Source organism: Polynucleobacter necessarius, assembly GCF_900096765.1.
GTDB classification, from domain to species: domain Bacteria; phylum Pseudomonadota; class Gammaproteobacteria; order Burkholderiales; family Burkholderiaceae; genus Polynucleobacter; species Polynucleobacter necessarius_F.
The window spans coordinates 384,685-401,135 of sequence record NZ_LT615228.1 but is presented as its reverse complement, the minus strand read 5'-3'; the positions used below and the strand labels follow the sequence as shown (position 1 = coordinate 401,135).

The following is a 16,451-nucleotide window of genomic DNA, read 5'->3' as shown; positions in this document are numbered from 1 at the left end:
TCTATTCCCAAGCTGCCCTTGGGTAGAAAAAGACGCCATGAGGAGATTTGCCAACGGGAATGACATCGACTAACTTCATAGATGGAATATCAATCACACCTACCTTTTTAGCAAAGCGGAATGTGACCCACATCGTTTTTCCATCGGGAGTGATTTCCATATCATCCGGTCCTGAAAGCAAGGCAGTGATATCACCCACTTTTTCTAGAGTCTGCATATTGATTAGGCTAATGCTTGAGGCAATACGATTGCTAACAAATACATGCTTCTTATCGCCCAATGGGCGGAAGTTGTGCGCGCCCTTACCGGTGTAGATGCGTTTGACCTCTTTGCGATTTTTCCAATCAATCACCTGGACATTGTCTTCACCAGTAATACCCACTAGCAGATATTGATCGCCTGGAGTCATCCACAAGCCAGCAGGAACCTTTCCTGTAGGCATTACCCAAAGTACATTTTGAGTTTCAAGATCAATGGCAGCTAGCTCACTAGAGTCTTGCAAAGTAATAAATGCGATTTTGCTATCCGATGTAAATGCGATATGACTTGGCGTTTTTGCCAACTTCACTGTCTTAGCCAGTTTGAGATCTGCACCATTAGCCGAGTAAATATCCACCCGATCCAAACGATTGCCATTGACAACAAACCACTTGTGATTTGGTGAATATCCAATTTGGTAGGGATCGATGATGTTAGGTAACTTGCCAGTAATTTCTCCACTGACTGGATTCATGAGCACTACATCATTGCCGGCAGCATTAGCAACCAATAAGGTTTTTTGGTCGGGGGTCATCATGAGGTGATGAGGCTCTTTTCCTACCGGGATGGTTTTGGTTACCTGATGCGTTGCCATATCAATCAAGCTCACCGAGGCCGCACCCGAATTGAGAATGATGGCGAGCTTTGGTTGATTGACGCTGGCGGCTGGAGCTGTTGAATTGGTTTGCGAAATTGCGAGAGATGAACTGGCAACAAAAGCCAAAAAGGCAATCGCTTGGAAAACTTTAGTCTTGATATTTTTTAGTCTTGATATTTATATGCATTCCTACATTGTAAGCAATGCGCAGAAGCCAATTGAGCCTCAAATGACCCCTAGTCATTGATGGATTTGACCTAGCGCAAACTGGCCAAAACTTTTTCTAGGCGCTTGAGAGACATGGGGGTTGGGGTTTTGAGCTCCTGAGCATACAGAGCCACCCTCAATTCCTCGAGCTGCCATCGGAAATCAACCAGAGCCTGATCATCAGCCAGAGCATAGGAAGCCGAACCCTTACTGCCCTGCATTTTCTTTTGCCATGGACGGGCCACTGATTCCCAGTCCTTTTGGCACTGCGCGTCTCTTGCGGGATTAGCGCGCATTTTTTCGATTCGCATAGCAACCCCTTTTAAGTAACGTGGCAAGTGAACTAATTGGGCATAGGGAATCTCGGCTATAAATTTAGGAAAAATGAGTCCTTGCACTTGCGACTGGATATCTGTATAGGCACTAGCTAATACCGCCTTTGCTTGAGGCATTTTCTTCTGCAGATCAGCATAGGCCTGCAGTGCACTCAAAGCATGCCGAGATATCTCTTGAGCAATTAATGCCAAACGTGGCTTACCCGATTGCAGACGCTCAGCAAATTGCTCTGCGTTATTTGGCAGCGGCTCCGCCATAAAAGCGCGCTCAATGGATAGATTCAAAATCTGCTCAACTAAATTTTCAGCAGAGCCGACATTAATAAACAACAATCCCAACTCCCGAATGCCAGGCAATTGTTTTTGTAATGCTTTGAGTGTGTCTTTATTACCTAAAGCAAAGAGTCTGCACAATCCTTGTTGATGTTGCTTACGAGCTTCTAACAAATCATCAAAGACCTCAAGATCACAGTAATCCGTGCGATCGATCAACGCTGGATAACCAAACAAGGTTTTATTGCCTTTTTGAATTTCCAAGGTCTCAGGAAGCTCTCCAAACTCCCAAGTCTTGTAACCGCCCTGTTCTACTTTGCGGGCCTGATCATTAGCACTAGTCTTAATCTGGCTTGGAACTGCTCTGGATGTAATTTCCACACCCAATTCAGCTTGGGCGACTTCTTGGGCGGCAGCCTGAAAAGCGCTGCGAGCCGTTTGTCCGTACTCAGAACGCAGGCGTGCTAAATTGCGCTCGACCTCGATCTGCCTTCCATGCTCATCAATCAATCGAAAGTTCATGGAGGAGTGTAACGGCAATGCTTCGGGTCTAAAGTCAGTGCGTTTGATTTCTAAACCACGCTCTTTGCGAATGTCTTCAATCAAGCTATCTAAAAAATCACCGGCCCCAAACTGGTCGGATTCTAATTTTCGTTCTAAATAAGACTTCGCATAATCAGGCAGTGGCACACAATGATGTCTCAGTTTTTGTGGCAAGGTTTTGAGCAGCAGCAATATTTTTTCTTCACACATGCCAGGAACCAGCCACTCGCAACGACGACCATCGATTTGATTAAGTTGTGCCAAAGGCACTACGAGAGTGACGCCATCCTTGGGGCTACTGGGTTCAAAGTGATAAGTCAGATTCAGCTGCGCGCCTCCTAGCTTCATCGTCTTGGGATAACGATCTACTGTAATACCAGCAGCCTCATGGCGCATCAGATCCGCCTTTTCAAGGCGGAGCTGGCTATCTAAGTCAGCAGAATTCTTGAGCGCTGCTTTAAGGTCTTCACGATTACAGACTCCCTTGGGTATGCGGGAATCATAAAAAGCAAAGAGTAGTTCGTCATCGACCAATACATCAGGGCGTCGTGAGCGATGCTCTAGAGCTTCGATTTCCTTAATGAGGCGGCGGTTATGCCAAAAGAAACCAAACATGCCTGGATATTTTTTCTTGGCATCGGACTCCGTCTCACGCTGTAACGCGGGCGTATCCATGCGCCCAAACAGTTCCTCTTGTACTAAGGCCTGTCTGATAAAGAGTTCACGCGCTTCCTCAAGATTGTGCGGCTCGTAACGTACTCGGCGTCCGTGATAAATGGGTAAGCCATATAAGGTGCCCCGCTCAAAAGCCAATACCTCACCTTGGCGGTTATCCCAAAATGGATCGCTCAAGGATTTAATCAGGCGATGGGCAGCCACTTTTTCTACCCACTGCGGCTCGATCTTCGCAATGGTACGAGCATACATACGACTGGTTTCTTGTAACTCACCCGCCAAAACCCAAGCGCCCGCTTTTTTGCCGATGGTTGAGCCTGGCCAGATAAAAGGTCGAATACCTCTAGCACCCACATAGCCACCAGTCTTGCTGTTGCGATCAGAAGACTTTTCATCCTCTTCTTTTTTGGCAACATATCCTAATAAGCCCGTCAGCAGAGATAAATGCACTTGCTCATACGTTGCTGGGCTGTCATTTTCTTTCCAGCCCTTCTCCCCCAGCATGGTGTGCAATTGACCATGCACATCACGCCACTCGCGCAAACGTCTTGGTGATAAAAATTTACTACGACAGAGCGTTTCTAACTGGCGATTGCTGTGTTTATGCTGCAAGGCATCTTGATACCAATTCCACAGCTTTACAAAACTCAAGAACTCGGAACGCTCATCAGCAAACTGCAAATGCGCTTGATCAGCAGCTGCGCCCTGATCCATGGGTCGCTCGCGTGGGTCTTGTGTTGCTAATGCCGAGGCAATAATGGTGACCTCTTTAAGAGCATTCTGCTCTTTGGCCGCTAAGAGCATCCTACCTATACGAGGGTCAAGCGGGAGATCAGCCAATTGCTTGCCAATTCGAGTCAGCTTAAAGCTATTATTTAGCTCTTTTCCATCCCTAGGAACAGATTCATCAAACTCAATAGCGTCGAGCTCATCCAATAATTGCACGCCATCGGCAATTGCTCTTCCTAGGGGCTTATCAATAAATGGGAAATGCTGAATCTTCGATAAACGCAATGAACTCATCCGTAACAACACTGCTGCAAGTGAGCTACGTAAAATTTCTGGGTCGGTAAATTTTGGACGAGCTTGATAGTCTTGTTCGCTATAGAGGCGCACGCATATACCATCTGAAACACGACCACAGCGACCCGCTCGCTGATTAGCTGCCGCCTGAGAGATGGGCTCGATCTGTAGCTGCTCTACCTTGTTCCGATAAGAATAGCGCTTCACTCTTGCCAGGCCACTATCAATAACGTAACGAATGTTCGGAACGGTTAAGGATGTTTCAGCAACGTTAGTAGTCAATATAATGCGGCGACCGTTCCCAGGACTAAACACCCTCTCTTGCTCGGCAACAGATTGACGAGCAAATAGGCTCAACACTTCTGGATGAAAACGTTGTTGTAAGACATGATCTTTTCTAAGCGCTTCAGCGCAATCCCGAATCTCACGCTCACCCGGTAAAAACACTAAAACATCCCCAGCGCCAGCTGCCCCCTCTCGCCACAACTTGGCAATCTCTTCTGCAACAGCCTCTGGAATCTCTTTGGCAAGCTTAGATTCTTTTTTGCCATCAGACTTAGCATCTAGCTCTAATGGCGAGTACCTCTGCTGAACCGGAAATAATCTGCCGCTTACCTCAATCACAGGAGCAACTTTGCCATTGAGCGCAAAATGTTCTGCAAAGCGCTGGGCATCAATCGTGGCAGAGGTGATGATGAGCTTGAGATCGGGCCTTTTCGGCAATAACTGTCGTAGATAACCCAATAAAAAATCAATATTGAGACTACGCTCGTGTGCTTCGTCAATGATTAGCGTGTCATAAGCCCGCAGCTGAGGATCTCTTTGAGTCTCGGCCAGCAAAATGCCATCGGTCATCAACTTAATCGAAGCGGTGTTACTAGTTTTATCAGCAAAGCGAACCTGGTAGCCTACATCTTGACCAATGGGAGAGCCGAGCTCCTGTGCAATGCGCTTAGCCGTGGCAGTGGCAGCAATACGCCGTGGCTGGGTATGCCCAATCAACTTGCCTCCATTGATCGTCCCTCGGCCAAGATCCAAACAGATCTTGGGGAGCTGCGTAGTCTTGCCTGAACCCGTCTCACCACAAACAATGACCACCTGATGATTGAAGAGCGCATCCTTGATGAGCTGACGCTGACCAGAGACAGGTAATTCCTCGGGAAAGCGAATTTCTAGCCGACGCCCGGTGTTGGAAGCGAGCACACGCTGAGAGTTAGCTTGGGGTTTTTGTTGGTTTATAGACTCTTGCACCCTATAATTTTCTCACTATGCCGACAAATCCACCAAACCAGGCGCCAGGCGCCGAAGAATCCACTTCTAATTTCCCTTTTGTGGGATGGTTGCGCGATGTTGCGCCCTACATCCACAGCTTCCGAGAGAAGACCTTTGTAATTGCCTTTGCTGGCGAACTGGTTCAAGAAATCGGCCTGGAAAATCTCATTGAAGATATCGCCATGCTGCATGCCATGGGTATGAGGATTGTGTTGGTTCATGGTATTCGACCACAAATTGAAGAGCAGTTCATGCTGCGCAAGATTAAGAGCAAGTTTGGCAAGAGCGCTATGCATAGCTATCGGATTACCGATGCCGCTGCATTAGAGTGCGTCAAAGAAGCTGCTGGTGAATTACGCCTTGATATTGAAGCAGCCTTTAGTCGCGGTCTGCCAAATACACCAATGGCAGGCTCACGTATTTCTGTGATCTCTGGTAACTTTATTACCGCAATGCCAGTTGGGGTTGTTGAGGGCGTTGATTACATTCATACCGGCTTGGTTCGCAAAGTTGACTCAACCTCTATCAAGCTCTCTTTGGATAGCAACAAAATTGTGCTGCTTTCACCTCTTGGTTTTTCGCCAACTGGACAAGCGTTTAATCTTGCATATGAGGATGTAGCGGCTTCTACTGCTGCTGCACTCAAAGCAGATAAATTGATTTTCTTAAGTCCTTACGATGGTTTGCGTGATGCAGAAGGCGACCTCATCACAGAACTCTCAATGCCACAACTTCATGATTATGTTGCGCAGAATAAAGACTTAGATCCTGGCATGAAGAGTCTTCTCAATATCTCTGGTAAAGCAATTCGCGCTGGTGTGAGCCGCGTTCACTTTCTGCCTTGCAATCAAGATGGCGCATTGCTCGAAGAGTTATTTACCCATGACGGTATCGGCATGATGTTGGCTTCATCCGACATCGAAAACTTGCGTGAGGCCAATCAAGATGACGTGGGTGGCATCTTGCAACTCACCATGCCGCTTGAAGAGGAAGGTATTCTTGCTGCCCGCGGTCAAGATGTCATCGAGCGCGATATTCATCGATTCTCCGTCATTGAGCATGACCGTGTACTCTTTGGCTGCGCCGCCCTCTTCCCATTCCCTAATGGAGTGGGCGAACTTGCCTGCCTAGCTGTCGATCCTGACGTTCAAGGCTCTGGTGACGGTGAAAGATTACTCAAACGTATTGAAATGAGAGCCAAACAAGAGGGCATCAAAAAATTATTTGTTCTGACAACCAGAACAGAACACTGGTTCCTCAAGCGTGGCTTCAAACGCGCTACGGTTGATGATCTGCCAGAAGAAAGAAAGCAAATTTATAACTGGGATCGCAAGTCCATGGTTTTAACGAAAGATCTATAAGAAAGGCATTACAGATGGCACGCATGGTTCAATGCATCAAATTAAACAAAGAAGCTGAGGGCATGGATTTTGCCCCATTACCCGGCGAGCTAGGCAAACGTATTTGGAATCAAGTCTCCAAGGAAGCTTGGGCTGCTTGGCTGAAACAACAAACTATGCTGATTAATGAAAACCGCCTAAATATGGCCGATCCCCGCGCACGCCAATATCTCTTAAAACAAGTTGAGAAATACTTCTTTGAAGGTGGTGCCGATATGGCTCAAGGCTACGTGCCACCTGCTGAGTAAATTGCGACTTTAGTATTGCGATACAGCATAAAAATATTTCTCAAAAGAAGTTTTTATTGTTGACACAGTAAAAACACAGGCATAGGATGTAATCGTGGTGAGGCAGAGAGAGTGCCCCGCTACATTGGCGAAAGCCAATAAAAATAAGCGCATCTATGCGCTTATAGGCTAAGGAACCAAATACCTTCCGAGCGCCTGCGCCATGCAAACCATGGCAAACAACCCGATGGGCATACCCCGTCGGGTTTTTTATTCCCTAAATAAATCTTCTAGAGCAGCAGTTAGAAAGTAATACGCTCAACCTCAGAGGCATTACTGACCAACAAGATATTGGCTTTTTCTTTTGCAAAGAGGCCAACAGTAATGACGCCAGCAATTTGATTGATTTGCGCCTCCAAATTGATTGGATCTGTGATTTGCAATCCCGACATATCTAAAATCCAGCCGCCGTTATCCGTAACAAAAGGCTCGCTTGGAGTTTGATTTAAGTCTGCTCTAGTACTTTTGGCTAAACGTAGAGTGACTTTACCTCCAAACTTCTCCAGCTCACGGCTAACTACACCTTTAGCTAGCGGAATAATCTCAACGGGAAGCGCAAATTTACCTAAGACAGGCACTTGCTTAGAAGAGTCGCAAATGCAAATAAATTGCTTGGCCATAGAGGCAATAATCTTCTCGCGTGTCAGCGCTCCGCCCCCACCTTTGATCATATTCCCCAACGGATCAATCTCATCTGCACCATCTACGTAAGCAGGCAGGCCTTGGACATCATTTGGATCGAGTACTTTGAAGCCATACTTTAGTAGGCGCTCGGTAGTAGCATTTGAGCTAGAGATTGTTCCCGCAAAATGATCTTTATGCAGCGCCAGGGCATCAATAAAGCAGTTCGCAGTAGAGCCCGTACCAACGCCCAATACCTGACCTGCAGGAAGCTTGAGCACCTCATCACGAGCTGCCTCGCCTACCATTTGCTTGAGTTGATCCTGGTTCATATAACTGCGCAATGCCCTTATACCTTTATTGGAACTGAGTATTTAATACATCTATCATATGATAGAAAAACCTTTTAAAGCAGACTAAATTAGCCATGAATAGCAACTCTTTAGCCCAAAGCAAACTCGAGCAGCTCAAGCAATTGACAACGGTAGTCGCCGATACCGGCGATTTTGAGCGCATGAAAGAGTTTCAACCCCAAGATGCCACCACCAACCCCTCACTCATTTTAAAGGCTGCCCAGCAACCGAATTACCAATCCTTGGTTAATACCGTCAAAGCTGCTCACCCAGATTTAAACCCCACCGAGCTAGTTGACTACATCTTGGTTGCATTTGGTTTAGAAATCTTAAAAATTGTTCCCGGCCGCGTATCGACAGAGGTCGATGCCAGACTATCTTTTGATACCAAAGCAACCATCACTAAAGCAAAACATTTAATTGGTTTATATGAATCCCATGGCATCAATCGTCAGCGCATCTTAATTAAGTTGGCAGCCACCTGGGAGGGCATTGCAGCCGCAAAAGAGTTAGAGGCAGAAGGAATTCATTGCAATATGACCTTGCTATTCTCGCTTGTGCAAGCAGCGGCCTGTGGCGCTGCAAATGCAAAATTGATTTCACCATTTGTAGGCCGAATTACCGATTGGCACAAGGCCAAGCTAGGAGCCAATTGGAGTGACGCCAATCATGGTGGCGCAAATGATCCTGGCGTAAGCTCCGTTAAACGAATATTTCACTATTACAAACACTTTGGCATCCCCACTGAAATTATGGGCGCCAGCTTTCGCAATACCACTCAGATTTTAGAGCTTGCAGGCTGTGATTTATTGACAATTAGTCCTGAGCTATTGGCTGATTTAAGCGCAGGAACGATGACTGTGATCAAGAAGCTGGATGCAGCCAACGCGAAAGCAGCCTTAAGTACTGAAAAGATTGTGCCACTCAAATTAGATGAATCTAGCTTTAGATTGCAACTGAATAATGATGCAATGGCCACGGAGAAACTAGCTGAAGGCATTCGTAACTTCTGCATTGATACAGAAAAGCTAGAGACTTTGCTTTCAAAATAAATCTCAAAAGAAAAACAGCCCCAAGGCGGTCTTTTCGATTTGTCGTGCCAGTTATTTTTTGGCAGTATTGATGCCAAGCAAGCTATAAGCCCCGCAATAACCAAGCGCCCCAGTTAAAGCAATTCCGATCCAAGCCCAAGGGCCAGTAATTCCGAATCCAGCCAAACCCATCAGGGTGACGCCAACTGTCATACGAAGAACGCGATCAGTGTGGCCAACATTGCATTTCATATAAACCCCCTTAGTTTGTTTTGATATTTCAGCTTAGGCTTATTTAGTGGTTTTAGCAAGACGTTGTCGCAGGGCCTCATACAAACATACGCCACTAGCAACGGATACATTCAAACTAGAAACTACACCTTGCATAGGAATGTGCACCAACTCATCACAGGTTTCTTTTGTGAGGCGACGCATACCCTCACCTTCAGCACCCATCACGATAGCGATAGATCCCTTGAGATCAATATCGTAGATAGACTTTTCTGCCTCATCATCAGTCCCAATGAGCCAGACGCCCGCTTCTTGCATCTCTTTCATGCTGCGTACTAAGTTGGTAACGGTAATCACCGGTATCACCTCGGAAGCGCCACTAGATACTTTGCTTACTGTGGCATTGATGGAGGCTGAACGATCTTTTGGGATCACAACAGCGTTCACTCCAGCACCATCAGCCACTCGCAAACATGCGCCAAAGTTATGGGGATCCGTTACGCCATCCAAGACTAGAAATAGTGGCTTTTGCTGAGTCTCTTCAACATCCTCAATGACTTCAGTGATGGTACGAGCTACCGTCATTTTTTCAGCCAAGGCAACAACACCCTGATGACGATCGTGACCAGTCAATTTATGTAAACGCTCAGCATCAGCTGCATGCAAGCGTTCACCCAATATCTCTTCTGCCTGCTTTAAGAAATCCCCCATCCGCCTATCTCGACGACTAGGATCAAAGTAAACCGATTTCAGGCTATCTGGATCAACGCGCAAACGCGCTTGAACCGCATGAAATCCAACTAATATTTGTTTCATTCTGCTATTGACTCTTATGATATATTTTGACTTATCACTTATTTACGGCGCGCTTTAGTATTGCGCACTGGCGGCTTCGTACCGGCAGGTTTACCAACAGATCTCCCAGGCTTAGCTTTGCCATTTTTGCGACTCGCCTTACTCTTAGACTGATTAGCCCCTAAAATACCCGCCGATTTTGCGGCATTGATATTAATGCCGCTTGGTTTTTGCGGCGCCTTATGATCTGGGCGACTCCGATTGGGGGCTGCCTTCTTGCTAGGTCTACCAGTATCGGCCGCCAATATCAGCTGACGACGATTCGATGAACTGCTACCCTCTACACCAGAGTTCTTGACCAGACTGAATTCAATTTTTCGAGCATCCAAGTCGACGCGACTCACTAACACATGGACTCGATCACCTAAGCGATAACGAATACCAGTTCGCTCACCGCGTAATTCTTGGCGAGCTTCATCGTACTGAAAATAATCACCTCCTAGCTCAGTGACATGAACCATGCCCTCAACAAAGAGATTTTCCAACTGAACAAATAAACCAAAATTGGCAACGCCGGTAATCGTACCAGCGTATTCTTGACCCAAATGGTCGCGCATGTAGTAACACTTGAGCCATGCCTCTACATCACGCGAGGCCTCATCAGCACGCCGTTCATTGGAAGAACAGTGCACACCGAGTTGACCCCAGATTGGGAGAGCGGCATTCGCGCCCTTTGGTGCTCTGACCCCCTTAGCTGCGACAGCTTTAGCATCACTTTGTGATTTTTTCGCGTTCACAGCATTTTCTCTGCCCTTACCCTTACGAGGCAAAGTTAAATTCAGGGGAACTTTTGGTGGCAAAACAGGCGCATACGGCTTCTTTTGCAAAATGGACTTGATCACGCGGTGAGTCAACAGGTCTGGATAACGACGAATTGGACTTGTGAAATGAGAATATGCTGGGTACGCTAAACCAAAGTGTCCTTCGTTATCAGGTTGGTACATCGCTTGCTGCATAGAACGTAAAACAACAGACTGCAACATATTAGCATCAGGACGATCTTTAATCTCACGCATTAATTTAGCAAAGTCACGAGGCTTGGGTTTTTCACCGCCGCCGAGCGATAAGCCTGAGGTGCGCAAGACTTGACGTAAGGTGACAAGCTTTTCCTCAGATGGCTCACCGTGTACGCGGTATAGACTGAGATGCTTATTTTTATCAATAAAGTCAGCAGCACAGACGTTGGCTGTCAACATACACTCTTCAATCAATCGATGAGCGTCGTTGCGAAGTCTAGGCTCAATACGCAAAATCTTGCCGAGCTCATTGCTAATGATTTGGGTTTCAGTGGTTTCGAACTCAATGGCACCCCGTTTTTCTCGGGCTGATAGTAGGATCTTAAAAAGTGAATACAGATTGGTCAGTAAAGGGCGGAATTGCGCAAAACGCGCGGCTTCAGGCCCCTTGCTATTAGAAAGAATCTCCCAAACAATATCGTAAGTAAAGCGCTGTGCCGAGTGCATGACCGCTGGATAGAATTGATATGCGAGCACTACGCCATTGTTATCAATCACCGAGTCGCACACCATACACAGACGATCAACACCTGGGTTCAGAGAGCATAGGCCGTTAGAGATTTTCTCTGGCAGCATCGGAATAACTCTTCTGGAGAAGTAGACCGAAGTAGCACGAAGAAGTCCCTCATCATCCAATGGGTGGCCTGGCTTTACATAATGAGATACGTCTGCGATTGCTACGATCAAACGCCAAGCCTTAGTCTTGCCATACATGACTGGCTCACAGTAAACCGCATCATCAAAGTCACGGGCATCAGCACCGTCAATAGTAACTAATGGTACATCGCGCAAATCTACGCGACCTTCTAAATCCTCTTGCTGAACGCTATCAGGCAGTGCGGCTGCTTCTTTCATGGCCGCTACTGAGAACTCATGGGGAACGCCGTATTTGCGAACAGCGATTTCGATCTCCATACCGGGATCATCGATCTCCCCTAAGACTTCAACTACGCGCCCTACTGCCTGACGATAGCTATCTGGGTAATCAATAATTTCAACGCTAACGACTTGACCCAGCTTTGCTTGGCCCTGACCTTTTGGTGGAATCAAGATATCGTGACCAATACGCTTATCTTCTGGGGCAACAATCAGCACACCGTTTTCATTTAAAAGGCGGCCAATCACCACCTTATTGGCGTGCAAAACTACCTCTACGATTTGTCCCTCAGGGCGACCGCGTCGATCTGTTCCTAGAACTCTGACATTGACTCTATCGCCATGCATGACACGGGACATTTCTCTCTCTGAGAGGAATATATCTTCACCAGCGTCATCAGGAATAACAAATCCATCTCGATGTCCTTGTACCGTTCCTAAGCGGTCAGCCTCACGCGGCACCAAGTCTTTTGCTTTACGCATTTAATTCCTTCGGCAATACATGCCCTATCTATATATCTACTGATATTGATTGTTGTTATGAATAAGGCTACTGTATCAAACCACCAAGTCTGAAAGAAAAAAGCCAAATTGGGGTTAAAAAGCCTTAAAACGCCTATCCCCCTACAATAGAGACATGCCCAGGTGGCGAAATTGGTAGACGCACCAGCTTCAGGTGCTGGCGATCGTAAGGTTGTGGGGGTTCGATCCCTTCCTGGGCACCAAACTCCTCTGATAAACCTTAGATGGGGTCAAATGACCAAAACGCAAGGCCACCCTAGAGAGAAAAACGCGTGAATTTAGCTCTACTCAAGAAATCAGGCAAACAAGCTCCGAAAATTAGCCTCTTTTCAGCTACCGCCCTGGGTATTGGCGGCATGATGGGGGCGGGCCTATTCTCCTTACTAGGTACCGCCAGCATGCATGCTGGCACCCATATCCCTTTAGCGTTTTTGCTAGGCGCAATTGCAGCCTCTTTTTCAGTCTACTCCTATGCCAAATTGGGCGCTACCTTTCCTAGCAGCGGCGGCGCAGCCACGTTTACTGTGATGAGTTTTGGACCCGGAGTCATTTCAGGCGGATTAAATGTATTTCAATATATTGCGTACCTGATCGCAGCAGCCTTATATGCCGCTGGATTTTCAGAGTATACGAACACCTTGATGGGCTCCAGCCTATCTCCAACAGAAGTAAAAGTGGTGGGCGCAGTCATTGTGGTGGCTTGCGCCGGCATTAACTTACTCGGTGCCGACATTGTTGGGCGGGCAGAAACCTTAGCTATTGGTTTTGTAACCATTGCTCTACTACTCTTTTCTGCAGGCGGCATTCATATAGCTAATGTTCATCAATTTAAAATGTCTTCTTGGTCAATTGATGGCATTGCGATTGCAACAGGCATCCTGTATATCAACTATCAAGGCTTTGGCGTGGTGACCAATTCCTCCAATGCGATGCAAGAGCCGCAAAAAGAATTGCCCCTCGCGATGTTCTCCGCATTAGTGTTGGTAACGATTGCCTATGTACTAGTAAGTACTGCAGCTATACTGCAGCTATCTTGCTCATGACCCCCGCGCAAATACTTCAATATAGCGGCCACGTACTTGCTAATGCAGCGCAGATCGTCGCCGGAAAACTAGGCTTTATTGTGATTGCCTCGTGTGCCCTGCTTGCCTGTGCGGCAGCATTAAATGCAACCATCTTTGCCGCCTCTAATATTGCAGCCGATATGGCTAGCAAGAGCTCCATCTCCAAACTATTAGGCGATAACATCCTTACGACGCAGACCCGCGCTCTGAGCGCCTCAGCATTAATCGTAATCGTTCTAGTGTTAATTTTTCCACTTGATGTTGTTGGCAAGATGGCAAGCTTAGCGTTTTTGCTGGTTTACGCTGCTATCACTTTTGGTCATATTAGGGTTCGTAAACAAACCCATGCTCAGTTATGGCCGCTCTGGTCTGCCATTGTTGTCAATCTGACTTTATTTGTAACGCTATTTATTAATGTTATTCAGACGGCACCAGGAAGTGCGATTGCCTTAAGCCTAGCACTTTTTGGATCATTTGGCCTGGAAGCCCTCTCAAGAAAACTTCTCAGAGCTCAATTATTGACAAAAGATTAAAGTCAAACACCCATAGTTCTATGCAAGATCTTGGGTTTCATTTCTTCCCAAAGACTTTCAAAATCTTCAATTTTTTCTTCTGAAAGTTTTACAGGATCATATAGATGACCAAATACGATAGATTCTCTTTTCACGAGAATCTTCTCAAACTCTGATAGGCCAATTGGCTTATCGTCCATGTCACGCGTCAGTTCAGCCGAACATACAATAGCCTCACTATCGTCTTCATCGACAACGGCAAACTCAATATATTGCTGGTTTTTTTCCACGATCACCAAAGTGCCGCGGGAATAGCTTACGGCATCATGCTCTTGAACAATATAGGCCAAAAATTGATCTTCATCGGCTCTTTCCATCTGCAGATCATCAATAAAGAAAAGGTATTGACTGCCGCTACCGTTAACTAAGGTAAATACCTTTGGGACAACACTATGGCCCAGAGCGACATTACGGTAGTAAGTAGCAATTTCTACAGCAAGATTTTCTGAAAAGAGATGCATAGTAATTTCACATCAATTAAATGATTAGCTTAAGTGCTTTTTAAAGAATTCCATCGTGCGCTCCCAGGCCAACTCTTCAGCTTGTTGGTTGTATTGCAGCGGCGGCATACCCCGAGAATCCGACTTCGGATTAGCAAACGCATGCTTGGCGTCGTAGCGCTGAAAATCAAAAACTACGCCAGCATCTTTTAGCTTAGCTTCTAGCTGATCTACTCCTGAGATCGCAAAGAAATCATCGTGGATGGCCCAGTGAGCCAACATTGGTTTAGTAATGGCCCCGGCATCCACATACTCTAGTGGAGGATAGCCATACCAAACCACCGTTCCATCTAGCTCAGGAACGTTGCATGCAGACAATACAGTTAAGGCACCACCCATACAAAAGCCAGTGACCGCAACTTTACTACTACCAGTGGCTTTTAAATGCTGAACTGCCCCACGAATATCTTGACTAGCAGCATCGCCAAAATTGAGGCCACTCATTAAGTGCTCTGCTTCCTCAGCCTCAAGAGCCAACTTGCCACGATATAAATCTGGAACTAGAGCGCGATAGCCAGCACTAGCAAGACGATCAGCCACTGCCTTCACCTCAGAATCCAAGCCCCACCATTCTTGGATGACCACAACGCCAGGCGCACCGACTGTATTTGCCGGCTCCGCTAAATAGGCACTTACTACACCACCATCTGGTCTTTTAAATTCAATCATCAAAACCCCTTTATTGTTTATCTTTGTTTTTATTATCAGAATGAATATATCCTACCAGCCAAAATGTGAGCAAGCCACAAACAGTGGCACCATAGCCAACTAGGTTGTAATGCTCCATTTGGCCGTCTACTGCAATCGTCACTACCCAGCCAGCCACTACTGAGGCTATCCCTGATGAAAGCATTTGAATAGAACCCACCAGACTCATAAAAGTACCGCGAATTTTGGGCTCAACCATTTGCGTCACGATAGCCATCGTCGGAATCATCCGCCCCGAGATCAGAATAAAAAACGCTGCTTGGTTCACCAACACAACCCACAGGGGAACAGGGGTCAAGTGGGTTGTAATCAGTATCGGCACTAAGCTAATGATTGCGAGCACTCGAAAGACCCGCACCTTGCCATATAGATCGGCCATATGCCCAATAAATCTGGAACTCATCAGCGTGGCAATACCGCCACAAAGATAAATTAGTGAAATGTAAGAGTTAGCTACCCCCACATTGGCAGTTAAATACAAAGCGATGTAGGGAATGACCGAGAAACCCGTCACCATCACTAAGCCAATGAACAAGAATGCGCGTAAATGGTGATGGGCAACTAGGACTTCATAGATCTGCTTAAAGCGACTACCCTCTTGTACATGATGCAGATGCCCAGATATCTTGGGAATGTTGCGATATCCCACCAAGAGAATCAAGACGGAGATCAAGCCAATAAACATAAACGGTGCACGCCAGCCCAAGAAACTAATATGGCTTGCCAAAAATAAACTCGGGGGGACACCAGCAACAGTCGATACCGAAAAAGCAGCCATGACTGTTCCTAATGCCTTGCCTCGGCGCTCAAACGGAATAGAGTCTGCAACAATAGTCTGCACTAAAGACCCCAATATTCCGCCGAAAGCTCCGGCACAAGCACGAGCAATAAACAGCGTGTGATAGTTAGGCGCAAATCCACACGCTACAGTGGCAACAATAAAGCAGATATACAAACCCAAGAGCAATTGGCGTCTTTCAAAACGATCGATGTAATAGGTGGCAAAGACCCCCGCCACTGCAGCAGCAAAAGTATAAGAAGACAGCAACAAACCAAATTGATGGGTATTGATGGATAAAGCGGCAATGAACTGAGGCCCTAAAGGCATCATGATCATGAAATCCAAAATATGCGTGAACTGAATGCCTGCCAATGCCAGCAAGAAGAAGCGTTCTTGCTGGCGGGATTCAAATAGATTTTGAGAATGAGCTTGAGTCAAGGGTTTGCTTTA

At 46.5% G+C, this 16,451-nt stretch carries 14 protein-coding genes and 1 tRNA gene; 6 read left to right on the top strand and 9 right to left on the bottom strand.

Annotated elements, in window-relative coordinates; translation table 11 throughout:
• Position 1 precedes the first annotated feature (1 nt).
• Together DXE33_RS02105 and hrpA are read right to left on the bottom strand one after the other, a co-directional pair.
• Positions 2 to 982, bottom strand: coding sequence for a YVTN family beta-propeller repeat protein (locus tag DXE33_RS02105; RefSeq protein ID WP_331851789.1), 981 nt, complete (start codon positions 980 to 982; stop codon positions 2 to 4).
• A 131-nt stretch (positions 983 to 1,113) separates the two neighbouring features.
• Positions 1,114 to 5,163, bottom strand: coding sequence for an ATP-dependent RNA helicase HrpA (hrpA, locus tag DXE33_RS02100; RefSeq protein WP_114638429.1), 4,050 nt, complete (start codon positions 5,161 to 5,163; stop codon positions 1,114 to 1,116).
• Between the two features lie 17 nt (positions 5,164 to 5,180).
• On the opposite strand from hrpA, the gene argA reads away from it, so the two are divergent.
• Together argA and DXE33_RS02090 are read left to right on the top strand one after the other, a co-directional pair.
• Positions 5,181 to 6,545: an amino-acid N-acetyltransferase gene (gene argA / locus DXE33_RS02095; protein ID WP_114638428.1), complete on the top strand. Its 1,365-nt coding sequence runs from the start codon at positions 5,181 to 5,183 to the stop codon at positions 6,543 to 6,545.
• A 14-nt stretch (positions 6,546 to 6,559) separates the two neighbouring features.
• A complete protein-coding gene (locus DXE33_RS02090; protein WP_114638427.1) occupies positions 6,560 to 6,832 on the top strand; it encodes an oxidative damage protection protein in 273 nt (90 codons plus the stop codon).
• 281 nt (positions 6,833 to 7,113) lie between these two features.
• Here the strand turns inward: DXE33_RS02090 and rpiA are convergent, their stop codons facing one another.
• Complete coding sequence (gene rpiA / locus DXE33_RS02085; protein WP_114638426.1) at positions 7,114 to 7,824, bottom strand: ribose-5-phosphate isomerase RpiA; 711 nt, start codon at positions 7,822 to 7,824, stop codon at positions 7,114 to 7,116.
• 95 nt (positions 7,825 to 7,919) lie between these two features.
• On the opposite strand from rpiA, the gene tal reads away from it, so the two are divergent.
• A complete protein-coding gene (gene tal, locus DXE33_RS02080) occupies positions 7,920 to 8,897 on the top strand; it encodes a transaldolase (RefSeq protein WP_114638425.1) in 978 nt (325 codons plus the stop codon).
• 51 nt (positions 8,898 to 8,948) lie between these two features.
• Here tal and DXE33_RS02075 read toward each other — a convergent pair whose 3' ends face one another.
• The 3 genes from DXE33_RS02075 to rnr are packed head-to-tail and all read right to left on the bottom strand — an operon-like array spanning position 8,949 to position 12,337.
• The gene (locus DXE33_RS02075; RefSeq protein ID WP_114638424.1) at positions 8,949 to 9,128 is read right to left on the bottom strand and encodes a YgaP family membrane protein; all 180 of its coding nucleotides are present in this window, start codon (positions 9,126 to 9,128) and stop codon (positions 8,949 to 8,951) included.
• 39 nt (positions 9,129 to 9,167) lie between these two features.
• Entirely contained in the window at positions 9,168 to 9,923 is a 756-nt protein-coding gene (rlmB, locus tag DXE33_RS02070; protein ID WP_114638423.1) for a 23S rRNA (guanosine(2251)-2'-O)-methyltransferase RlmB, read from the bottom strand.
• 38 nt (positions 9,924 to 9,961) lie between these two features.
• A complete protein-coding gene (gene rnr / locus DXE33_RS02065) occupies positions 9,962 to 12,337 on the bottom strand; it encodes a ribonuclease R (protein WP_114638422.1) in 2,376 nt (791 codons plus the stop codon).
• Positions 12,338 to 12,493: 156 nt separating this feature from the next.
• Here rnr and DXE33_RS02060 point away from each other — a divergent pair.
• From DXE33_RS02060 to DXE33_RS02050, 3 genes are all read left to right on the top strand, one after another.
• Positions 12,494 to 12,579: transfer RNA gene (locus DXE33_RS02060), tRNA-Leu, on the top strand.
• 69 nt (positions 12,580 to 12,648) lie between these two features.
• Entirely contained in the window at positions 12,649 to 13,419 is a 771-nt protein-coding gene (locus DXE33_RS02055; protein ID WP_114638421.1) for an APC family permease, read from the top strand.
• On the top strand, positions 13,416 to 13,973 hold the full coding sequence (locus tag DXE33_RS02050; protein ID WP_114638420.1) for a hypothetical protein: 558 nt from the start codon (positions 13,416 to 13,418) through the stop codon (positions 13,971 to 13,973). The genes DXE33_RS02055 and DXE33_RS02050 overlap by 4 nt, the downstream gene beginning before the upstream one ends.
• A gap of 2 nt (positions 13,974 to 13,975) precedes the next feature.
• Here the strand turns inward: DXE33_RS02050 and DXE33_RS02045 are convergent, their stop codons facing one another.
• The 3 genes from DXE33_RS02045 to DXE33_RS02035 are packed head-to-tail and all read right to left on the bottom strand — an operon-like array spanning position 13,976 to position 16,439.
• Positions 13,976 to 14,473, bottom strand: coding sequence for a hypothetical protein (locus DXE33_RS02045; RefSeq protein WP_114638419.1), 498 nt, complete (start codon positions 14,471 to 14,473; stop codon positions 13,976 to 13,978).
• A gap of 24 nt (positions 14,474 to 14,497) precedes the next feature.
• Positions 14,498 to 15,181: a dienelactone hydrolase family protein gene (locus tag DXE33_RS02040; RefSeq protein ID WP_114638418.1), complete on the bottom strand. Its 684-nt coding sequence runs from the start codon at positions 15,179 to 15,181 to the stop codon at positions 14,498 to 14,500.
• 10 nt (positions 15,182 to 15,191) lie between these two features.
• On the bottom strand, positions 15,192 to 16,439 hold the full coding sequence (locus DXE33_RS02035; RefSeq protein WP_114638417.1) for an MFS transporter: 1,248 nt from the start codon (positions 16,437 to 16,439) through the stop codon (positions 15,192 to 15,194).
• Positions 16,440 to 16,451 lie beyond the last annotated feature (12 nt).